Raw genomic sequence first — 20,498 nt, forward strand, 5'->3', positions numbered from 1 at the left:
TATAATGAATTAGAAAACAGTTAATTGGAGGATCTTTCATGGCTACTATCAAAAAAGACAAAGGTATCGACAACACAGCTAAAATAATGAAACAGGGCTATTTGTACACCACGAACCAGCGGGAGCGTCTCGGCGTCAAAGACGGCGTATTCGAAACCCGTGCACTCGGCGGTAAGAAAATCATCATCTTATCCGGAAAAGACGGTGCCGAGCTGTTCTATGACAACGATAAAGTGGAACGTTCGGGTACATTGCCGAAACGTGTCGTCAATACATTATTCGGTAAAGGTGCGATCCATACGACGACTGGTAAAGTCCATATCGACCGTAAGGCACTGTTCATGTCACTGATGACGGAAGGCAACCTGCAGTATCTGCGGGAGCTGACGCGCAACCACTGGCTTATGAACACGCAGAGGATGGAAAATATGGATCAGGTCAACGTATACCGTGAATCCATCATCCTCCTGACGAAAGTCGGCACACGCTGGGCGGGTGTCCAGGCACCTGAAAAAGAGATCGAGAACATCGCGACGGATATGGACATCATGATCGACTCGTTCAAGGCAATCGGCAGTGCCTTCAAGGGCTACAGGGCATCGAAGGCAGCACGCCGCCGCGTGGAGGACTGGCTTGAAGACCAGATCATCCAGACGCGTAAAGGCAAGATCCATCCGCCGAAAGGCACAGCGCTTTATGAATTTGCACACTGGAAAGACTACAAGGGCGAGCCGATGGATTCAAGGTTGTGCGGCATCGACCTGATGAACACATTCCGTCCGTTGATCGCGATCAACAGATTCATCGCTTTCGGCGCCCTGGCAATGTATGAAAACCCGGTGGCGAGAGAAAAGATCAAGCAGGATGACGATTATGCCTACATGTTCGCACAGGAAGTGAGACGTTTCTATCCATTCGTCCCTTACCTGCCAGGAAAAGTGAAAGAAGATTTTCAGTATAAAGGCTATGATTTCGAAAAGGATACGATGCTTGCGATCGATATTTACGGAACGATGCATGACCCGAATGTATGGGAAAACCCGAATGAGTTCTACCCGGAAAGGTTCAAGGACTGGGACGGCAGCCCGTTCGACCTCATCCCGCAGGGCGGCGGCGATTACTACACGAACCACCGCTGTGCAGGCGAGTGGATGACGGTCATCATCATGCAGGAGACGATGAAATATTTCGCTTCACGCATCACTTACGATGTGCCTGAGCAGGATCTGACTGTTGACCTCAACAGCCTGCCTGGTTATGTGAAGAGCGGATTCATCATTGAAAATGTCCGTGAAGTCGTAGACAGGGACTAAAATGACCGATTGAATGAAAAAAGCCTCTCCATCACCGGAGAGGCTTTCTTTTATAATTCTTCCCGCTCACCCTCATACTCGAGGATGCCGCCTTCGACATTGACCGCGTCGTACCCCTGCTCAAGGAGTGCATGCTGGACGTTTTCGCTGCGTCTGCCGCTTCTGCACATGATATAGAGTGTGTCGTCTTTATGCTTCTTCAGGGTTTCATCTTCAATGCTGAGGGTGGACATGGGAAGGAGGATTGCACCGGGCACATAGCCGGTCTCCTTCAGTTCATCGGTTTCCCTGACGTCGATCAAAACCGCATCATCATTTTTGATGATGTCGTTTATTTCGCTTACGTGTACTGTTTTAGCCATAATTTCAAACCTTTCTAATATGTTTTGATGATTTTATTTTACCATAACCGGTGAACTGTTATAATTGATGTATTATAATATTTGGGGTGAGTTATGAAGAAAGGTCAGATTGTAAAAGCGTTGAGCGGTTTTTATTACGTCAAATCGGAAGACCGGATCTACCAGGCGCGCGCACGCGGCCTGTTCAGGAAGACTTCCGAGTCGCCCCTTGTAGGCGACATCGTCCGGTTCCAGATAGAAAACGAGACGGAAGGCTACATCACCGCGATCGATGAACGGAGGAATTCGATGGTGCGGCCGCCGGTGGCGAACATCGATCAGGTGCTGCTCGCCATGAGCCTGGTCTCGCCTGATTTCAATTACTATCTGCTCGACCGGTTCATCGCCTATGCGGAGGCCCAGGACATGAAGCCGGTGGTCGTCATCACCAAGACAGATCTCGCCGGGGACGAAGCGCTGATGGCGGAGATCCGGGAAGTGTATGACATGTATCCGGTGTTCTTCACCGATAATAATAAAGTCGATGATGAGATGCTGTCCATCTTCAAAGATAAGCTGAGTGTCCTTGCAGGGCAGTCGGGTGTCGGGAAATCGACGCTGATCAACACGATACTGCCCGGGACGGCGCTCATCACGGATGAAATTTCAAACAAGCTGAACCGGGGCAAGCATACGACCCGGCATGTCGAGTTGATTGAAATCGCCGGCGGGTACATCGCCGATACACCGGGCTTCAGCACAATTGATTTTTCAATGATCGACAAATATAACCTGAAATCATGTTTTATAGATTTCGACGGACCGGGTGAGGAATGCAAGTTCAGGGAATGCCTCCACATCAACGAACCGAAATGCGGTGTGAAGCTGGCCGTGGAAGAGGGGCGGCTTGCAGCCTCCAGATACGAGAGTTACAAACAGATATTCGAAGAGATAGAATCCAGAAAAGAGAGGTACTGACATGAATAAAGTGCTGCCATCACTCCTTGCGAGTGATTTTTCAAGACTAGGTGAAGAAATCAGGACGATGGAGGAGGCGGGTGCCGATATTTTCCATCTGGACATCATGGACGGCCAGTTCGTGCCGAACATATCCTACGGGCTGCCGGTCGTCGAAGCGATCAGCAGGGCATCCGGCATACCGCTCGATGTGCATCTGATGACATTGAACCCGGATCAGTTCATCGATGAATTCAAAGATTTGGGCGTGGATATGCTGTCTTTCCATATTGAAGCGTCCGACCATCCGCACCGGGTGGTGCAGCTGATCAAGAGCAAAGGGATGAAGGCGGGCATCGCCCTGAATCCGCATACGCCGGTCTCACACGTACAGCATCTGCTCGGCGACGTCGATTTCGTCCTGATCATGACCGTGAACCCTGGGTTCGGCGGCCAGAGCTTCATAGAGGAGGGCCTCGTCAAGATTGCGGAATTGAACAGCATCAGGCGTGAGAAGAACCTCCAGTTTGAAATCGAAGTGGACGGCGGCATCAATGATGAAACCGCAGCATTGTGCAAGGCGGAGGGCGCGGAGCTTCTCGTGAGCGGGTCCTACCTGTTCAAGGCGGAAGATAAGAAAGCCACCATCGAAGCGCTGCGTAAGTAACCGATGCATATCAACATTTTAATCAGGGAGACGGATGCTCCGATCCCGGACATGAAAAACGCGCGCTGGGCCGGGGTCGACCGCGGTGTGTATCTGCTGCTTGAAGCGGGGGTCACCCCGCTTTTCACATACGGGGATTTCGACTCGATCACCGAGGCTGAGCGGCGGTATATTGATGAGAGGCTCGATATCAACCCTGTCGAAAGCGAGAAGGATGATACGGATCTTGAAATTGCGCTGCTCGACCTTGCAGGGAAGGGATATGCGTCAATCGATGTGTACGGTGCCACAGGCGGCAGGCTGGATCATTTATTCGGCAACGTGCAGCTGCTCTTAAATCCGGAACTTGCCGGTGTCAGGATCCGGATCATCGATCCGCAGAATGTCCTCGAACTTCTTGGCGAAGGTGAACACGAACCGGTGAGGAATCAGGCGATGAGATATGTTTCATTCATCCCCCTGTTCCAGAATACGGTGCTGACGCTCGACGGGTTCAAATATCCGCTGGAGCAGACACCGCTCACATTGGGCTCGACACTCACCATCAGCAATGAATTCCTGCATGAAAAAGCTTATGTAAAGACATCACAGCCAATATTAATGATACAATCGAATGATTGAATGGAGGTGGCATCATGATATTGATGGGGGCTATAGCGAATGCGCTTGCGATATTCATCGGGGGGTTGCTCGGTCTTGTCTTCACTTTCATCCCCGAGACCATCAAAGACTCCATAATGAAAATACAGGCACTGGTCATCATGACGCTCGGTATACAGATGGTGGTCGGGGCTGAGGCGATCATCATCACGCTGCTCAGCCTGATCATCGGGACGATCATCGGCGAACTGATCCAGCTGGAGGCGCTGCTGAACCGTTTCGGCCACTGGATGGAGATCCGGCTCGGTGATAAGCACTCCGGTAACCTCTCCCAGGGGTTCGTCTCGGGGACACTTGTATTCATCGTGGGCGCCATGGCGATCGTCGGGGGCCTGGATGCGGGGCTCAGGGGTTCCAATGACGTCCTCTATACAAAAGCGATGATGGACTTCTTCATCGCCATCGTCATGACGACCACTTACGGACTCGGTGTGATCATATCCGGTGTGCCGGCGTTCATTTACATCTCGATCATCATCCTGTCTGCACAGGGGATCGCCACAGTCATCCCGGAAGTGATACTTGAGCAGATCATCTTCCAGGTCAGTGCCACGGGCGGCGTCATACTGCTTGCGATCGGGATGAACATGATGAACATCACGAAAATGCGCGTCGGGAACATGATCCCGGCCATCTTCGTCGGAATGATCATGGTTTACATCATAAACATCATATAAGACGAAAAAAGCAGCCTTCAGGCTGCTTTTTATTTTGGGCCGGATGCATAAGTCCAAAAAAACACCATATAAACACAAAAATCCCCATCATCATCCGGATGATGGGGATTCAGCACGCAGGATTAAACGCGTTCAACTTTACCTGATTTAAGAGCACGGGCTGAAACCCATACTTTTTGAGGTTTGCCGTCGATCATGACTCTGACTTTCTGCAAGTTGGCGCCGAAGCGTCTTTTGTTTGCATTCATAGCGTGTGAACGGTTGTTGCCTGTCGCACTTTTACGTCCAGTGTAATAACATTCTTTGCTCATGCCGTACATCTCCTTTATTAACAAAATTCACTTTAATTTGATTGTATCATCTTTGACATACTATAACATAATACATGAAATTCCGTCCGGTGTCCAGTGGAAATCGCAGTATGCCGATGAACACCACCGGCAGGCCGGCGGGACTCCATTTTAACATATCCGGACCCGGCTGCAATGGCGGAGTTGAGCGGCTTATTCTTTCAACTTTTCCGGCAATAAATTATAATGTAGATAAGCGCATAAATACACCCGGCGTCCGGGCGGTGAAATTATCTGTAAAGAATCATGATTGTGCCTTGTAATTGACGAATGTTTTTGATTATAATTATATGATGTACTGGAGGCGAGGGAATGACACTCGAAATTAAAAATGAACTTGGATCAATCGACATCGCAATCGATGTGATAGCAAACATTGCCGGTGAAGCTGTAGTGGAAAGCTACGGTGTGGTTGGCATGGCCTCGAGGCACCAGGTGAGGGACGGTTTTGCCGAACTGCTCGGCAAGGAGAACTATTCCCGCGGTGTCGTAGTGGAAAACAATGACGGCCTTCTTGATGTCGACCTGTACATTATCGTCGGCTACGGTGTGAAGATATCCGAAGTTGCAAATAATGTGCAGACAAGCGTGAAATACAGACTGGAAAAAACTTTTGGATTGACCATAAATACAATTAACATTCATGTACAAGGTGTCAGAATGATTAATACGGATGAGTAAGCTGGGAGGACATGATGATATCATGGATAAGATAGATGGTGTAATTTTCAGAGATATGATTTTGACGGGTGCTGACAATTTGAGGCAGCACGCAGATTATGTTGATTCACTGAATGTTTTCCCGGTGCCTGACGGTGACACCGGTACGAACATGAATTTATCGATGACTTCGGGTGCCGATGAAGTCAGCGGCAGGGAAATCGAACATATGGGGGAGATGGGCAGGCATTTCTCCAAAGGGCTGCTGATGGGCGCCCGCGGCAATTCAGGTGTGATCCTCTCACAGCTGTTCCGCGGGTTTTCAAAAGCGATCGAGGATGAAGAGTCGGTGGATGCGAAATCTTTCGCGGCCGCCCTCGACCAGGGTGTGAAGACAGCCTATAAAGCTGTGATGAAGCCTGTTGAAGGCACGATACTCACGGTCGCCAAAGATTCAAGTGCGACGGCCGTCGAGAAGGCTGAAACCTCCGAATCGCTGATTGAAGTGATGGAGGCGGTGATCGAGGAGGCAAAGGCGTCTTTGAAGCGTACACCGGACCTCCTCCCTGTGCTTAAAGAAGTCGGCGTCGTCGATTCCGGCGGGCAGGGTCTCGTATATGTGTATGAAGGGTTCCTCGCCGCCATGAAAGGTGAAAAGGTCGAAGTAGCCGAAGAGGCGCTCGATACCGAGACGTTCGTCAATGATGAACATGACTTCAATGAATTCATGTCCGTCGAGGACATTGAATATGGCTTCTGTACGGAGTTCATGGTACGATTCGAAGACGGCAAGCGTGAATTTAACGAAGAAGAGTTCCGGAACGAAATGGAAGGGTTCGGCGACTCGCTCCTCGTGATCTCCGATGATGAAATCGTCAAAGTGCACGTGCATACCGAAACGCCCGGCGAAGCGATGACATACGGCGCGAGCTACGGTGAGCTGATCAAGATGAAGATCGAGAACATGCGCGAACAGTTCAGGGAAGTTCACGGCAGCAAGGCGGATACGGCGGTGAAGGAGAAGCAGTCATATGACACCGCCGTCATCACCGTATCTTCAGGAGACGGCATCAAGGCGCTGTTTGAAAGTGTCGGCGTCACACATGTCATCAACGGCGGACAGACGATGAATCCATCCACCGAAGACATACTGAATACGATCAAAGACGACGAAGTGAAGCAGGTCATCATCCTGCCGAACAATAAAAACATCATCATGGCGGCAGAGCAGGCCCAGCAGATGCTGGACATCCCCGCAGTCGTCATCCCGACCACATCAATCCCGGAAGGACTTTCCAGCATGCTGATGTTCTCCCCTGACGGGTCGCTCGAACAGAATGAAGAAGCGATGAAGGCCGCACTCGAGCATGTGAAGACCGGACAGGTGACCTACGCCGTGCGCGACACCAAAATCGACGGCATAGAGATCAAAAAGGACCAGCATATGGGCATCAACAACGGCAAGATCGATGTCGCCTCCGACTCCCGGAGCGAGACGCTCGAGAACCTCATCGTCAGCATGCTTGATGAGGATGCGGAGATCGTCACGGTGATCATTGGTGATGAAGGCTCTGAGGACGAAGTCGATGCGATTGTGGAAAAGCTGGAAGACAGCTATAATGATATTGAATTTGAGATTCACGACGGTCAGCAGCCGGTCTACAGTTACCTTGTATCTGTAGAGTAATTGCTCAAAAAAGACAGAATGCCACATCAGTGCGATCACTGATGTGGTATTTTTACAATGGAGGTTCCAGATATGAAGTATAAAAGTGTATTTGATATAATCGGCCCGGTGATGGTCGGACCGTCATCCTCGCATACCGCGGGGGCGGCGCGCATCGGCCTGCTGGCCAAAAGTCTTTTCGGCGGCACGCCGGATTACGTGGATATATATTTATACGGCTCCTTCAAGGACACGTACCGCGGACACGGCACCGACGTCGCCCTGATCGGCGGGCTGCTCGGTTTTGATACAGACGACAACCGGATCATCAAAGCCAAGGAATATGCAGAAGAGGTCGGCATGCAGGTGAATTTCATCGAGATGGAAGAGGAACGGAGCCACCCGAATACGGCGATGCTCCGGCTCGTCAAAGGTGAGGAACGCCTGATGATTGAAGGGATCTCCATCGGCGGGGGCAAGATAGAGCTGGTCAGCATCAATGATTATGCAATCAACATCTCGGGCAACTATCACGCCCTGCTCGTCTTCCATCAGGACACTTTCGGGACGATCGCACGTGTCACGACCGTCCTCGGCAACAATGAAATCAACGTCAGCCAGATGAATGTCTCCCGTAAGGAAAAGGGCGACATCGCGCTGATGACCATAGAGCTGGATGAAGAGATCAGCCCTAAAATCATAGAGGAAGTACGGAACATAGACGGCGTCGACCGAGTGATCGAGATGGCCGAAAATTAATATACAGGAGGTAATGTCATGTTCAACAGTATTGCACAATTAATCGAGATAGCCAATTCGGAGAATAAACCGATCAGTGAGATCATGATGGAACAGGAGATCAGGGTTTCCAAACGCTCCTACCTGGAAGTGTACCAGGACATGGAACGCAACCTGGACGTCATGCAGGATGCTGTGGATCAGGGCATTGGCGGCGTGACGAGCCAGACGGGACTGACGGGCAATGATGCCGTCAAGATGAAGAAATACATCGAGAGCGGCAAAGGGCTCGGTGGCGATCTGAACCTGCTCGCCATCGCATACGCGGTGAGCACGAACGAAGTCAACGCGGCCATGGGCAAGATCTGTGCGACCCCGACAGCGGGCTCCGCCGGCGTGGTCCCGGGTGTTTTATTCGCGATGAATGAGCAGAGGGGCCTGACGAAGGAAGAGATGGTCAGATTCCTGTTCACCTCCGGTGCATTCGGCTTCGTCGTGGCGAATAACGCGAGCATCTCGGGTGCTGCGGGCGGCTGCCAGGCGGAAGTCGGCAGTGCGAGTGCGATGGCTGCAGCAAGCCTTGTCGAAGCAGCGGGCGGCACGCCGGAACAGTCCGGCCATGCGTTTGCGATTGCGCTGAAAAACATGCTCGGCCTCGTCTGTGACCCTGTGGCGGGCCTGGTCGAAGTCCCATGTGTAAAAAGAAATGCAGCGGGTGCCTCCAACGCGCTGACGGCTGCTGATATGGCCCTTGCAGGCATCGAATCGAGGATACCTGCAGATGAAGTGATCGAGGCGATGTACAAGATCGGACTCACCATGCCGTCGGCACTGCGTGAGACGGGGCGCGGCGGCCTTGCCGCGACACCGACAGGCAACCGCCTGATGCAGGAAATATTCGGAGCGGAGTAATATGTGCGCGATGTATGAAGTCATCACCCCCGGCACCCCTGTAAGCGGACTGAAGGGGGTCGGTGAGAAGACAGCGGAGAAACTTCATGAACTGGAAATACGTGATGTGAATGATGTCGTCTTCCATCTGCCGACGAGCTATGTCGACCAGTCCGTCGTGGATCTGCGGGAGGCGGAGCATGACAGTTCGATCACCGTCGAAGGGACGGTCAAGACCGAGCCGAAGCTCGCCTTTTTCAGACGCGGCATGAGCCGTCTCACATGCTTCATGGATATCGACGGCATATATACGAAAGTGGTCTTCTTCAATCAGCCGTATTTGAAGGACAAGCTGATCATAGATGAATTTGCGAGGGTCTACGGCAAATTCGACAGGAACAAGCTTGAAATCAACGGACAGCGGCTGATCTTCGATACCTCGCCCGGCTACAGCGTCAAGTACAGCCTGAACCGGGTGATGCATGCGAAGACCTTCAGCAAGCTCGTCGCAGAAGTATTCGACAGCCATCATTTCAACCATGACCTTCCCGAAGCGCTGAAAAGCAAATATCAGCTGTGGACACTGCGGGATGCCCTGTACGAACTGCATTTCCCAAAGAGCCGGGACAGACTGCATGATGCAAGAAGGACCGTGAAGTTTTACGAGCTTTACCAGTTCCAGCTGAAACTGATGCATAAACGCAGCGAGGAGCGCGTCAGGAACGATCACTACATCATCAATTACGATGTTGAAAGGCTGAAGCGCTTCATCGGGACGCTTCCGTTCGAGCTCACCGGCGATCAGAAGGCGGGTGTCAATGACATCTGCCGGGACTTCAAGCAGAACATTTCCATGCACCGCCTCCTCCAGGGTGATGTCGGGAGCGGGAAGACGATCGTCGCCGGCATATGTGTGTATGCCGTCAAGACGATCGGGGAGCAGAGTGTGGTCATGGTGCCGACGGAAGTGCTCGCAAACCAGCATTATGAATCGTTCAAGGATACGTTCAAGGATGAACTGACGATTGAAAGGCTGACGGGCAGCACTTCAAGAAAAGAGAAGGACCGGATACTGGAGGGCCTCAGGCTCGGTGAAATCGACCTCCTGATCGCGACGCATGCGGTTCTGGAGGACGATGTCGCATTCAACAGGCTCTCGTTCATCATCATCGATGAACAGCACAGGTTCGGGGTGAGGCAGAGGCAGAAACTGCAGGCCAAGTCATACAGGAAAAACATCCTTTACATGACGGCGACACCGATACCGAGGACGCTCTCCATCACGACTTTCGGGGATATGGACGTATCGATCATCCGGGAGATGCCGAAAGGGCGAAAACCGGTCGAAACTTCATGGCACACTTTCGATGAAATGGATCAGGTGATGGCGGCTGTGCGTGCACAGCTCAATGAAGGGTACAGCACCTATGTCGTGGCGCCGCTGATCGAGGAATCCGAAACGCTCGATCTGAAGAATGTCAATGAAATCTACCAGGCCTTCATAGACCACTTCGGTGACGAGACGGTGGAGCTCGTCCACGGCAGGATGAAGCCCGAGGAGAAGAACCACGGCATGCATTTATTTGAAACGCTAGAGAAGAAGATACTGATCTCCACGACGGTCATTGAAGTCGGGATCAACGTGCCGAATGCGACGATGATGGTCATCTTCAACGCTGAACGGTTCGGGCTCTCCACGCTGCATCAGCTGAGGGGGCGCGTCGGCAGAAGCAGCAGGCAGAGCTACTGCATGCTTGTCAGCCAGCCCCAGACGGATAATGCGAAGCTGCGCATGGAGATCATGACTTCCACATCGGACGGCTTCGAACTGAGCGAGAGGGATCTCGAGATGCGCGGCCCCGGCGATTATTTCGGCGTCAGGCAGAGCGGTCTGCCGCAGTTCAAGGTTGCAGACCTGATTGAGGATTACCGCATGCTGGAATATGCGAGAAAAGAAGCGATCAGCGTATTTGAACATATGGAGGATTCAAGATGAGGATGATGATGAGGGCGGCCGGAGTGCTTTTGATCTTTTCCGCCGTCGTACTGTTTTTCTGGCAGGACATCCAGGAATATTACACCGACCGCATCAATGAACGGGTGATCGAAGGGTTCCAAAACGGCGAGGAAAATGTCGGGGTGAACCAGTTCGAAACTTTCATCACCGGCATTGAACCGTACAGTGAAGCTTCGGCAGAGACGGAGGCCGGTGGCGACACGGGCACGGACATCAATATCAGCGATGATATGGCGGGCGTTTTGAATATCGAGAGCGCCGATATCAGCGAGCCGCTGTACTACGGACCGGTGACCGAGGCGAAGATGCGCAACGGCATATCATTCGTCCATGATGACGATCACATCGATATGCAGAACATACCGATCGCCGGGCACCGTGTGGAAGGTGCCGGCATCCGCTTCAACTACCTCGACCGTGCCGCCGTCGGCGACGAGATCGAACTCATCACCCGTGATGAAGTGCGTAAGTATGAAATCACCGAGATTTTTGAAGTGGACCCCTCCCAGGTCGAAGTCATGGATCAGACCGAGGGTGATCCGCAGCAGCTCACATTGATCACCTGTGATGATTACAACCCTGAAACACTGTTGTTTGAAAAACGCATGATCGTCAAAGCGGAAATCGTTGAATGAAATCCATAGACACATGAAAACGCACCTGCCCCGGAAAAGGGAGGTGCGTTTTTTCATTTTTGAGACTGCCGTCATTTTTCCTCGGCGAGCCGCCTGAGTTCGTCCCTTGTATCCTTCGGCAGTCCTTCGCCGTAATCCATCATCCTCACGATATCCTTGAATGCGGCTTCCGGTATCTTCAGATCGTCGATTTCATCGACCGTGAACTGGAGGTCGATTTCATCTTCACGGCCTGATGCGAGTTTTGAGACGAAGTCGGGTTCTGTGATGAACGGGGTCGAAGCGCCGACCATATCGGCATGTTCAAGCGCTTCAAGCGCCTTGTCGGGGTCGTTGATGCCGCCTGTCGCCATCATCGGGATCCTGCCCCTGACATGGTCGTAGACGACTTTATTGACCGGCTCGCCCTGGTTCGGCCCTTCGGCGCGGACCGTCGTCTTATAGATGTTCCTGCCCCAGCTTGCGATGGCGAGGTAGTCGATGTCGGCAATCTCCTCCGCCATATCGATGAACTGCAGGAATTCATCGACGGTGTATCCCACTTCCTGCCCGCGCGTCTCTTCCGGCGTGCCCCTGAAGCCGAAGATGAAGCCTTCCGGCGCTTCTTCTTTTATGACATCGGCGACCGCCTGTATCACTTCGAGCCCGAAGCGGGAGCGGTTTTCAAGTGTCGCGGCACCGTATTCATCCTCCCGTTCATTTGAAAACTTCGAGAAGAAGGTCTGGATGAGGAGGCGCTGTGCCGCCGAGACTTCGACACCGTCGAAGCCTGCCTTGATCGCGCGTCTTGCGGCATCGGCATAATCCTGGACGACCATATCAATCTTCCGTTTCGTCATCGGCAGCACCTGGTGCTTGACGGGCACGTTCAGTTCCATGAAGCTCGGGCCGTATACGGTGCCGAGGTCGAGTATCGCCTGGTTCGAGAAGCGCCCGGCATGAGTGAGCTGCAGCACCGCTTTTGCCCCGTCCTGCTTCATCGCATCCGCAAGCCGCTTCAGGCCCGGTATCGTCCGGTCATCGCTCACGCTGAACCCGTACTCGAAAAGCTGGCCGTAAGGTTCGATGTATGCAGCCCCCGTCACCTGGATCGGGGCAGAGCCTGCACGCCGGGCATGGTAGAGTACGTCCTCTTCGGTGACAAGCCCCTCCCTGGTCGATGAGTTGGTGATCACCGGCGAGAGGACGAAGCGGTTATCGAGCCGGATGCCGTTCTTCAGGACGAGTGGTTCGAATAAAGGTGCATATTTACTGTTCATCTCTTGACTCCTTTAATTTTTCATCTGTTCTTGAATCGTCAACTTCAAAATTAGCAATAGAACGGATTTATGTCAATGTGAAACGGTTCTATGGATTGACGGTTAAATTGTGCAAAGCTATAATGGTGTATAAATATGTGAAATAAATACCAAAGGATTTGTATGGATGATAAAACTGAATGTCTTGGATTATGCCGTCGTGGATGAAGGCCGGTCGCCGGCGGAGGCTCTCTACGAAACGGCCGCATTGTGCAAAAAGGCTGAAGCTTTGGGTTACCACAGATTCTGGATTGCGGAGCATCATGATGTGAGCGCTTTTGCGAGCAGCAGTCCCGAAATGCTGATGATGCACCTCCTGGGGCAGACGGATTCGATCAGGCTAGGTTCCGGAGGGGTCATGATACCGCACTACAGCCCGCTCAAAGTCGCGGAAAACTTCAGGATGCTTGAAACCCTCCATCCCGGCCGGGTGGACCTCGGCTTCGGCAATACGATCGGCACGAAGATCGTCAACAAAGCGATGAACGAAACCCGTCCGAGGAAGCAGCGTTATGAGGAGAACATCAGCGACATCGTGAAGTACGTGGCGAACACCGACGATCCGGAGCACCGCTTCAATGACCTGACGGCAAACCCCGCAGGCGGCACGAACCCGGAGATGTGGATGCTCAGCACGAGTGTGAAGTCGGCGATGACCGCTGCGCGCCTCGGGGTCGGTTATGTCTTCGGCCTGTTCCCATATGCATCAAAGGATAAGATGGCAGTCGGACGGGAAGCCATCCGTGTCTACAGGGAGAATTTCCGGCCCTCCGCCGTCATGGAAAAACCCATGGTGATGGCAGCACCTTTCGTCGTCGCGGCGGACACCGCGGAAGAAGCGGACCGGCTCGCGGAGGCGCTGGGCCTCTGGCTGCTCGGCAAGGACAATTTCAGCGAATTCGACCGCATGCCATCGGTTGAAACTGCCGCGGATTATCCTTATACTGAAACAGACAGGAAAAGGATCGAGGATAACCGCACACGGATGATCGTCGGGGATAAAAAGGGTGCGGCCGCCGGACTTTCATCCATTGCCGGGACCCTGGATGTGGATGAGCTGCTCATCATCCCGCTCATACCCGGGGCAGGAAACCGTGCGCACGCACTTGATCTGATCGCGTCGGAGTTAAAAATATCAAACAATTAGAAAGCAGGGTAATAAATGAGGAAAGTTGCAAATTACTTATGGATTGAAAAAAACGGTGAAGAATATAAGCTGATCATGACGCCTGAGCTGCAGGACGATATCGGGACGGTCGGATTCGTCGAGTTCACGAAGGAAAAGAGCCTGAAAAAAGACGACTCCATACTCGAGCTTGAAGGTTCCAAAACAGTATTGGATCTGACGACGCCGATCGCGGGCGAAGTCGTGGCAGTCAACGAAAAAGCGGCGGATACACCGGAGCTTTTGAATTCGGCCGATCCGGACGAGAGCTGGGTCGTAAAACTGACAGGCGTCGATGAAGCTGAATTCAATGCACTTGAAAATGCATAATCAATCTTAGCATTCGATTTTTAAGCTTGCATTCAAATGTCACGGCATGGGATGCAGGCTTATTTTTTAAGGATCAGGTGATATATATGATGTCTCAACTACAAAGGCTGCATTTCCTGATTTCGCATATGCAGCAGGAAATGGACGAAAATGAGCCAGTACCGGAGAGTTTCGATGAACGCTTCCAGATGTTCAGGGGGCTTGCCAACCGCCGCCCGGCAAAACCACTATCCCGGGAGTTCCTCGATGTGCAGGATGCGTTCCTCGGCACTTATAACTCAGAGGGTGTCACGGCCGTAAGCGACCTCACACCGGTCCGGGACCGGCTCTATTTATGGCAGGGCGACATTACGACACTCAAGGCCGGTGCAATCGTCAATGCGGCGAACCCGGACATGCTCGGCTGCTTCATCCCGAACCATGACTGCATCGATAACATCATTCATACGAAGGCGGGTGCGGCGCTGCGCCTGGAGTGTGCGGAACTGATGGAGCGGCAGGGCAGGAAAGAGGCGGTCGGGCGTGCGAAGATCACTTCTGCGTACAATCTGCCGGCAGATCACGTCATCCACACCGTCGGGCCTTACGTCCAGGACGGCAGGGTCTCCAGGATGAAGGAGGACCTGCTCCGAAGGTGCTACATGAGCTGTCTTGCGCTCGCTGATGAAAAGGATGTCGGCAGCATCGCCTTCTGCAGCATCTCGACAGGGGTGTTCGGCTTTCCGAAGGAACGGGCGGCGGAAATCGCAGTCGATGCGGTCACGGATTATTTAAAGGACAGCGGTTCCCGCCTCGAAGTCATCTTCAACGTGTTTGACGATGAGGATCTGAAAATTTACGAATCACATTTAGCTTAGGAAGGGTCGTTTCTTTATGGAAAATTGGCATACTTTAAAATCAGAGAAGGATGAAAGCCGTCTGCTCGCGGGGATGATCGACGAAGCGGATGCGATCGTGGTCGGCATCGGTGCCGGGATGTCTGCGGCTGACGGGTTTACATATACGGGTAAGCGCTTTACGGAGAACTTCCCGGATTTCATAGGCAAGTACAAATGGTTCGACATGCTCCAGGCGAGCCTCTTCGACTTTCCGACGCGGACGGAGTACTGGGCGTTCCAGAGCCGCTTCGTCGAGCTGAATTATCTGGATCAGCCGGCGGGTGAGGGATACATCGCCCTTAGGAAGATGATCGAAGACAAGGATTACCATGTCATCACGACGAATGCCGACAACGCATTCTATGCGGCGGATTACGATATGGACAAGGTGTTTTATTACCAGGGCGAGTATGCACTTTGGCAGTGCTCCGCCTTCTGCCACCAGCAGACATACCGCCACGATGATCAGATCCGTGAGATGGTCCGGGTCCAGAAGGATATGGAAATCCCGCCGGAACTCATTCCGCGCTGTCCGGAATGCGATGCGCCGATGGAAATCAACAAGCGCACTGCGGAAAAAGGCATGGTGGAGGATGCGGCCTTCGAAGCGGACCGGCAGAAGTATGAGGCTTTCCTCGAAGCGCACAAATCGGGCAAGGTGTTGTACCTGGAGATCGGGGTCGGCTACACGACACCGCAGTACATCAAGCATCCATTCTGGAGGATGACGCGCCAGAACAAGGATGCGGTCTATGTCCCGATGAACCAGAAGACATACAGGATCCCGGAGGCGGTGAGGCCGCAGACCGTGGCGCTGACCGGGGACATACAGGAGAATATATTGAATGCATATAAGACATTAACATATAAAGGATGATTTGAATGTATCTGATAGAACCCTACAGGAACGGTGAATACATCACCGACGGCGCCTATGCACTGGCGATGCAGGTCTATGTCCAGCAGAATGTGTTCCTGGATGACGGCATCATATTCCCATATTACTGCGCGCCTAAAATCGAAATCGGACGTTTCCAGAATGCGGCCTCCGAAGTCAACCAGGACTACCTGGATGAAAACGGCATCATTCTGGTGAGGCGGGACACAGGGGGCGGTGCGATCCTCGTCGATGACGGTGCGGTGAACGTCTGCTTCCTCGTCCCGGAAGACAGCGGCGTGTATGGGGACTACAAGAAGATGTACGAACCGGTCATACGGGCACTCAACAACCTCGGTGTCAAAAACGTCGAACAGAGCGGCAGGAACGACCTGGTCATCGATGGTAAGAAAGTATCCGGTGCAGCCATGACGCTCTCAAGCGGCCGGGTATACGGCGGTTTCTCACTGCTCCTCGACATCAACCCGGAGGCGATGGTCAAGGCGCTGAACCCGAACCGCAAAAAGATCGATTCCAAAGGCATCAAATCCATCAGATCAAGGGTGACGACGCTGAGGGAGCACCTCGCGCCGGAGTACAGGGATGTCACGACAGCGGAGTTCAAGGACCTCATCATCAAGGAACTGCTGCAGATCGATGACGTGGACAAAGCAAAGCGTTACGAACTGACAGATGAAGACTGGCAGGCGATCGACCGCCTGGTGGAGGAGAAGTACAAGAACTGGGACTGGAACTACGGGAAGTCACCGCGCTACTCCTATAACCGGGACGGCAGGCTCCAGGCGGGCACCGTGGAGATCTCCCTCGATGTCGAATCCGGCAGGATCGAAAACTGTTCGATCCACGGGGATTTCTTCGGACAGGGCGAAATCAAAGATGTGGAGGAGGCACTGAAGGGCGCTCGCGTCGAGCGCGGTGAGCTTGAAGAGACCCTCCGGCCGCTCGACCTCAACCACTATTTCGGGAAGCTCGAAGATCGGGAACTCGTCGACCTGATATTAAGCTGAATTTTCAAAAGCGCATTTCCAAGCGGAAAGTGCGCTTTTCCTTCGATTGGACCGGCGCGTGGAAATTTGCATGATGAATTGCATAATATCAATTGAAATCTTAAATGCACTTATATATACTGATTTTAGTACCAACTACTAAATGAGGTATTAAAATGACAAAATATAAGAAACATGAACGTCAGGAAATACTGCTCACAAAGATCAATGAGGATCCATTCCTCACCGATGAAAAGCTCGCCGAGCTTTTCAACGTCAGCATCCAGACGATCCGGCTGGACCGGCTGGAGCTCGCCATACCCGAACTCAGGGAGCGCATCAAAAATGTGGCGACGGAGGAAGTGGACAAGATCAAAAGCCTCTCACTGCAGGAGGTCATCGGTGAGATCATAGATATAGATTTGAATGTCCAGGCGCTCAGCCTCTTCATCATCGAGGAAGGCCATGTATTCGAGCGCAATAAGATTGCGAGGGGGCATTTTTTATTTGCACAGGCGAACTCACTTTGCGTCGCCGTAATCAATAAACCCCTCGCACTGACCAAAAGTGCCGAGATTGAATTCATAAGGCAGGCAAAGCTGCATGATAAGGTGATATCAAAGGCCGTGGTCAACGAGATGGACAATAATAAGGCGACCATAACTGTGGAGTCGAAAGTGGACGGCAGGCTGATCTTCAAGGGACGGTTTGTGATGTACTATTCTAATGAGGGTGATGAAATTGGTTAAAATTGCTGTGGATTTAATGGGTGGCGACAACGCGCCCGCATCGATCACGGAAGGCATCATGAGTGCCGTGAAAGAGAACGGTGAACTTGAAATAATCGCCTACGGACTGAAAGGGAGCTATACCGGAGATCACCCGCAGATCAAATTCATCGAAGTGACCGAGAAAGTGGAATCAGAAGACGACCCGGTCAGGGCCGTCCGGAAAAAGAAGGACAGCTCGCTTGTCAGGGCGGCGGAGGCTGTAAAAGACGGCACGGCGGATGCATGCGTGTCCGCAGGCAATACAGGGGCGATCATGAGCGCGGGGCTCTTCGTGGTGGGACGCCTGAAAGGTGTGGAACGCCCGGCCATCGCCTCCCTCATCCCGAACACTTCAGGGAAGGGCATCATGCTGCTTGATATGGGGGCAAACTCCGACAACAAGCCGAAACACCTCTATCAGTTCGCGGAAATGGCGAGCATCTACATGGAGGAGATCGAAGGCAGGAAGAACCCTGAAGTCGGCCTCATCAACATCGGCAGCGAGGAGAATAAGGGCAATGAAGTCACGCGTGCGGCTTTTGAGCTGCTGAAGGAGAGCGATTTGAACTTCACCGGAAACTTCGAGACACGCGACATCATCTCCGGTACGATTGATATTGCGGTGACCGACGGATTCACGGGCAACATCGTGCTGAAGACGATCGAAGGGACGGCAAAGTCCATGATGATGGAAATCAAGGACATCTTCATGAAGAACACGAAGAATAAACTGGCAGCCTCTGTCTTAAGGAACGACTTCGGCAGGGTGAAGGATCTGCTCGACTACAGGGAAGTCGGCGGTGCGCCGCTCCTCGGTCTTGACGGGTATGTCCTGAAGGCCCATGGATCGAGTGATGCGCTCGCAATCCATAACGCCGTGAGGCAGGCTGTGCGCATGGCTGAAAGCGGCGCGCTTGAAAAGATCAAAGCTAAAGTGGGTGACAATCATGAGTGAAATCATTCTTTTCCCCGGCCAGGGGGCGCAGTACAGCGGCATGGCCAAAGACTTGTATGAAAATGATGAAGCGGCAAGAAAAGTGCTGGATGAAATATTCGATGAACTGGATTTCGATTTGAAGTCGATCATGTTCAATGAGGATGACAGGCTGAACCAGACGGAATTCACACAGCCCGCCTTGTTTGCACATTCCCTTGCGGTCGCGGGATCCGCAAAGCTCACAGGCAGCCACGTGCTCGGACACAGCCTCGGTGAACTCCCGGCACTCGTCCATGCAGGTGTACTGTCACTCCGTGACGGTGCGAGGATCGTCCAGAAGCGCGGCGAGCTGATGAGTAACTCGAAAGGCGGCAAGATGGCGGCGGTCATCGGAATGGAGTATTCAGACCTCCTGGAATTATGCAGGGCGGTCTCCGATGATTCTGCGAAGGTTGCACCTGCCAACATCAATGCACCGGACCAGGTCGTGGTCTCGGGTGATGCAGAAGCGGTGGATGCATTCAGTGAACAGGCGAAGGAAAAAGGCGCAAGGCGCGTCATGCCGCTGAACGTCTCCGGTGCGTTCCATTCGCATCTGATGAAGGAAGCGCAGGAGGAATTCAAGGTTTTTGTGGAAGAAATCGAATTCAGGGACGCAGATATCCCGGTCATCCAGAACGTCAGCGCCAAACCTGAGACGGACGGTGCCGTCATCAAACGCCAGCTCGTCGAACAGATCACGAGCCCGGTCAGGTTCGTCGAATGCATCGAAAGTGCTGCAGCGGCGGGTGTCACTTCCGGCATCGAAGCGGGACCGAAGAAAGTGCTCAGCGGACTGGTGCGCAAAATCGATAAATCGATTAAGGTTAAAAATCTGGATACACTAGAACAGGTAAAGGAGCATTCAAATGACTAAAACAGCATTGGTCACAGGTTCTTCAAGAGGGATCGGCAGAGGCATAGCGCTTGCCCTCGGCAGCGAAGGGTACCATGTGATCGTGAATTACTCAGGTTCTGAAGACAAGGCGAACAGCGTCGTGGAAGAAATTGAAAACGCAGGCGGGAGTGCAGAGAGCTATCAGTGCCATGTCGAAATTTATGATGACGTTAAGGCGATGATCAAACACATCACGAGCACGCACGGTTCTATCGACCTCGTCGTGAACAACGCGGGCGTCACAAAGGACGGCCTGCTGATGAGGATGAAGGAAGCGGATTTCGACCGCGTCATCGATGTGAACCTGAAAGGCACGTATAACGTCATACAGAATGTCTCGCGTCCGATGCTGAAGCAGAAATCCGGCAAAATCATCAACATTTCAAGCATCGTCGCTTCCCTCGGCAACGCAGGCCAGGCGAACTATGTGGCATCGAAGGCAGGTATAGACGGGCTGACCCGCTCGGTGGCAAGGGAACTTGCCCCGAAAGGGATCACCGTCAATGCGATTGCGCCTGGCTTCATAGAGAGTGAAATGACGGATGTGCTTTCAGATGAAATCAAAGAGGGCATGCTCGGCCAGATACCGCTCAATCATTTCGGCGGTGTTGAGGATATCGCGAACACCGTGACGTTCCTTGCAAGTGATAAGGCAGACTACATCACCGGGCAGACAATCCACGTCAACGGCGGTATGTACATGGGATAATCGCTGTGATATTATTAA

23 protein-coding genes are annotated in these 20,498 nt (G+C 52.6%); 20 read left to right on the forward strand and 3 right to left on the reverse strand.

What is annotated here, in order from left to right:
* The first annotated feature begins 38 nt into the window (after positions 1-38).
* Entirely contained in the window at positions 39-1,313 is a 1,275-nt protein-coding gene (locus tag LPW40_RS01095; protein ID WP_230820405.1) for a cytochrome P450, read from the forward strand.
* Between the two features lie 50 nt (positions 1,314-1,363).
* Here the strand turns inward: LPW40_RS01095 and LPW40_RS01100 are convergent, their stop codons facing one another.
* Positions 1,364-1,675 carry a rhodanese-like domain-containing protein gene (locus LPW40_RS01100; protein WP_230820406.1) on the reverse strand — a complete coding sequence of 104 codons (312 nt, stop codon included), beginning with the start codon at positions 1,673-1,675 and terminating at the stop codon, positions 1,364-1,366.
* 93 nt (positions 1,676-1,768) lie between these two features.
* Here LPW40_RS01100 and rsgA point away from each other — a divergent pair, with 93 nt between their 5' ends.
* From rsgA to LPW40_RS01120, 4 genes are read left to right on the forward strand one after another with little or no spacing between them, the layout of a single operon-like run.
* Positions 1,769-2,632: a ribosome small subunit-dependent GTPase A gene (rsgA, locus tag LPW40_RS01105; RefSeq protein WP_230820407.1), complete on the forward strand. Its 864-nt coding sequence runs from the start codon at positions 1,769-1,771 to the stop codon at positions 2,630-2,632.
* Between the two features lies 1 nt (position 2,633).
* Positions 2,634-3,278, forward strand: coding sequence for a ribulose-phosphate 3-epimerase (rpe, locus tag LPW40_RS01110; protein ID WP_230820408.1), 645 nt, complete (start codon positions 2,634-2,636; stop codon positions 3,276-3,278).
* 3 nt (positions 3,279-3,281) lie between these two features.
* Positions 3,282-3,899 (forward strand): thiamine diphosphokinase, encoded by a 618-nt coding sequence (locus tag LPW40_RS01115; RefSeq protein ID WP_230820409.1) that lies wholly within the window; start codon positions 3,282-3,284, stop codon positions 3,897-3,899.
* Between the two features lie 14 nt (positions 3,900-3,913).
* A complete protein-coding gene (locus LPW40_RS01120) occupies positions 3,914-4,615 on the forward strand; it encodes a DUF554 domain-containing protein (RefSeq protein WP_230820410.1) in 702 nt (233 codons plus the stop codon).
* A 122-nt stretch (positions 4,616-4,737) separates the two neighbouring features.
* Here the strand turns inward: LPW40_RS01120 and rpmB are convergent, their stop codons facing one another.
* Positions 4,738-4,926 carry a 50S ribosomal protein L28 gene (rpmB, locus tag LPW40_RS01125; protein WP_230820411.1) on the reverse strand — a complete coding sequence of 63 codons (189 nt, stop codon included), beginning with the start codon at positions 4,924-4,926 and terminating at the stop codon, positions 4,738-4,740.
* 351 nt (positions 4,927-5,277) lie between these two features.
* Between rpmB and LPW40_RS01130 the strand changes: the two genes are divergently transcribed.
* From LPW40_RS01130 to LPW40_RS01155, 6 genes are all read left to right on the forward strand, one after another.
* Positions 5,278-5,646 carry an Asp23/Gls24 family envelope stress response protein gene (locus LPW40_RS01130; protein ID WP_097038254.1) on the forward strand — a complete coding sequence of 123 codons (369 nt, stop codon included), beginning with the start codon at positions 5,278-5,280 and terminating at the stop codon, positions 5,644-5,646.
* Positions 5,647-5,665: 19 nt separating this feature from the next.
* Positions 5,666-7,312, forward strand: a complete 1,647-nt coding sequence (locus LPW40_RS01135; protein ID WP_230821042.1) for a DAK2 domain-containing protein — start codon at positions 5,666-5,668, stop codon at positions 7,310-7,312.
* A 72-nt stretch (positions 7,313-7,384) separates the two neighbouring features.
* On the forward strand, positions 7,385-8,050 hold the full coding sequence (gene sdaAB, locus LPW40_RS01140; RefSeq protein ID WP_230820412.1) for an L-serine ammonia-lyase, iron-sulfur-dependent subunit beta: 666 nt from the start codon (positions 7,385-7,387) through the stop codon (positions 8,048-8,050).
* 18 nt (positions 8,051-8,068) lie between these two features.
* The gene (gene sdaAA / locus LPW40_RS01145) at positions 8,069-8,941 is read left to right on the forward strand and encodes an L-serine ammonia-lyase, iron-sulfur-dependent, subunit alpha (RefSeq protein ID WP_230820413.1); all 873 of its coding nucleotides are present in this window, start codon (positions 8,069-8,071) and stop codon (positions 8,939-8,941) included.
* 1 nt (position 8,942) lies between these two features.
* The gene (gene recG / locus LPW40_RS01150) at positions 8,943-10,916 is read left to right on the forward strand and encodes an ATP-dependent DNA helicase RecG (protein ID WP_230820414.1); all 1,974 of its coding nucleotides are present in this window, start codon (positions 8,943-8,945) and stop codon (positions 10,914-10,916) included.
* Entirely contained in the window at positions 10,913-11,572 is a 660-nt protein-coding gene (locus LPW40_RS01155; RefSeq protein WP_230820415.1) for a class A sortase, read from the forward strand. Before recG ends, LPW40_RS01155 begins: the two co-directional genes overlap by 4 nt.
* Positions 11,573-11,643: 71 nt before the next feature.
* On the opposite strand, the gene LPW40_RS01160 is transcribed toward LPW40_RS01155, so the two are convergent.
* Positions 11,644-12,831 carry an NADH-dependent flavin oxidoreductase gene (locus LPW40_RS01160; protein WP_230820416.1) on the reverse strand — a complete coding sequence of 396 codons (1,188 nt, stop codon included), beginning with the start codon at positions 12,829-12,831 and terminating at the stop codon, positions 11,644-11,646.
* Positions 12,832-12,997: 166 nt separating this feature from the next.
* Here LPW40_RS01160 and LPW40_RS01165 point away from each other — a divergent pair, with 166 nt between their 5' ends.
* The 9 genes from LPW40_RS01165 (at position 12,998) to fabG (ending at position 20,480) form a co-directional block, all read left to right on the forward strand.
* Complete coding sequence (locus LPW40_RS01165; RefSeq protein ID WP_230820417.1) at positions 12,998-14,017, forward strand: LLM class flavin-dependent oxidoreductase; 1,020 nt, start codon at positions 12,998-13,000, stop codon at positions 14,015-14,017.
* 15 nt (positions 14,018-14,032) lie between these two features.
* Entirely contained in the window at positions 14,033-14,365 is a 333-nt protein-coding gene (locus LPW40_RS01170) for a glycine cleavage system H family protein (RefSeq protein ID WP_230820418.1), read from the forward strand.
* 86 nt (positions 14,366-14,451) lie between these two features.
* Positions 14,452-15,222 (forward strand): protein-ADP-ribose hydrolase, encoded by a 771-nt coding sequence (locus LPW40_RS01175; protein WP_413775978.1) that lies wholly within the window; start codon positions 14,452-14,454, stop codon positions 15,220-15,222.
* Between the two features lie 16 nt (positions 15,223-15,238).
* Entirely contained in the window at positions 15,239-16,120 is an 882-nt protein-coding gene (locus tag LPW40_RS01180) for an SIR2 family NAD-dependent protein deacylase (RefSeq protein WP_230820420.1), read from the forward strand.
* 5 nt (positions 16,121-16,125) lie between these two features.
* Complete coding sequence (locus LPW40_RS01185) at positions 16,126-17,148, forward strand: lipoate--protein ligase (protein WP_230820421.1); 1,023 nt, start codon at positions 16,126-16,128, stop codon at positions 17,146-17,148.
* 155 nt (positions 17,149-17,303) lie between these two features.
* Positions 17,304-17,876, forward strand: a complete 573-nt coding sequence (gene fapR, locus LPW40_RS01190; RefSeq protein WP_230820422.1) for a transcription factor FapR — start codon at positions 17,304-17,306, stop codon at positions 17,874-17,876.
* Entirely contained in the window at positions 17,869-18,852 is a 984-nt protein-coding gene (gene plsX / locus LPW40_RS01195; protein WP_230821043.1) for a phosphate acyltransferase PlsX, read from the forward strand. Before fapR ends, plsX begins: the two co-directional genes overlap by 8 nt.
* Positions 18,845-19,750, forward strand: a complete 906-nt coding sequence (gene fabD / locus LPW40_RS01200) for an ACP S-malonyltransferase (protein ID WP_230820423.1) — start codon at positions 18,845-18,847, stop codon at positions 19,748-19,750. Before plsX ends, fabD begins: the two co-directional genes overlap by 8 nt.
* On the forward strand, positions 19,743-20,480 hold the full coding sequence (gene fabG, locus LPW40_RS01205; RefSeq protein ID WP_230820424.1) for a 3-oxoacyl-[acyl-carrier-protein] reductase: 738 nt from the start codon (positions 19,743-19,745) through the stop codon (positions 20,478-20,480). The genes fabD and fabG overlap by 8 nt, the downstream gene beginning before the upstream one ends.
* Positions 20,481-20,498 lie beyond the last annotated feature (18 nt).

It is taken from the genome of Salinicoccus halitifaciens (assembly GCF_021026095.1).
GTDB classification, from domain to species: Bacteria; Bacillota; Bacilli; order Staphylococcales; family Salinicoccaceae; genus Lacicoccus; species Lacicoccus halitifaciens.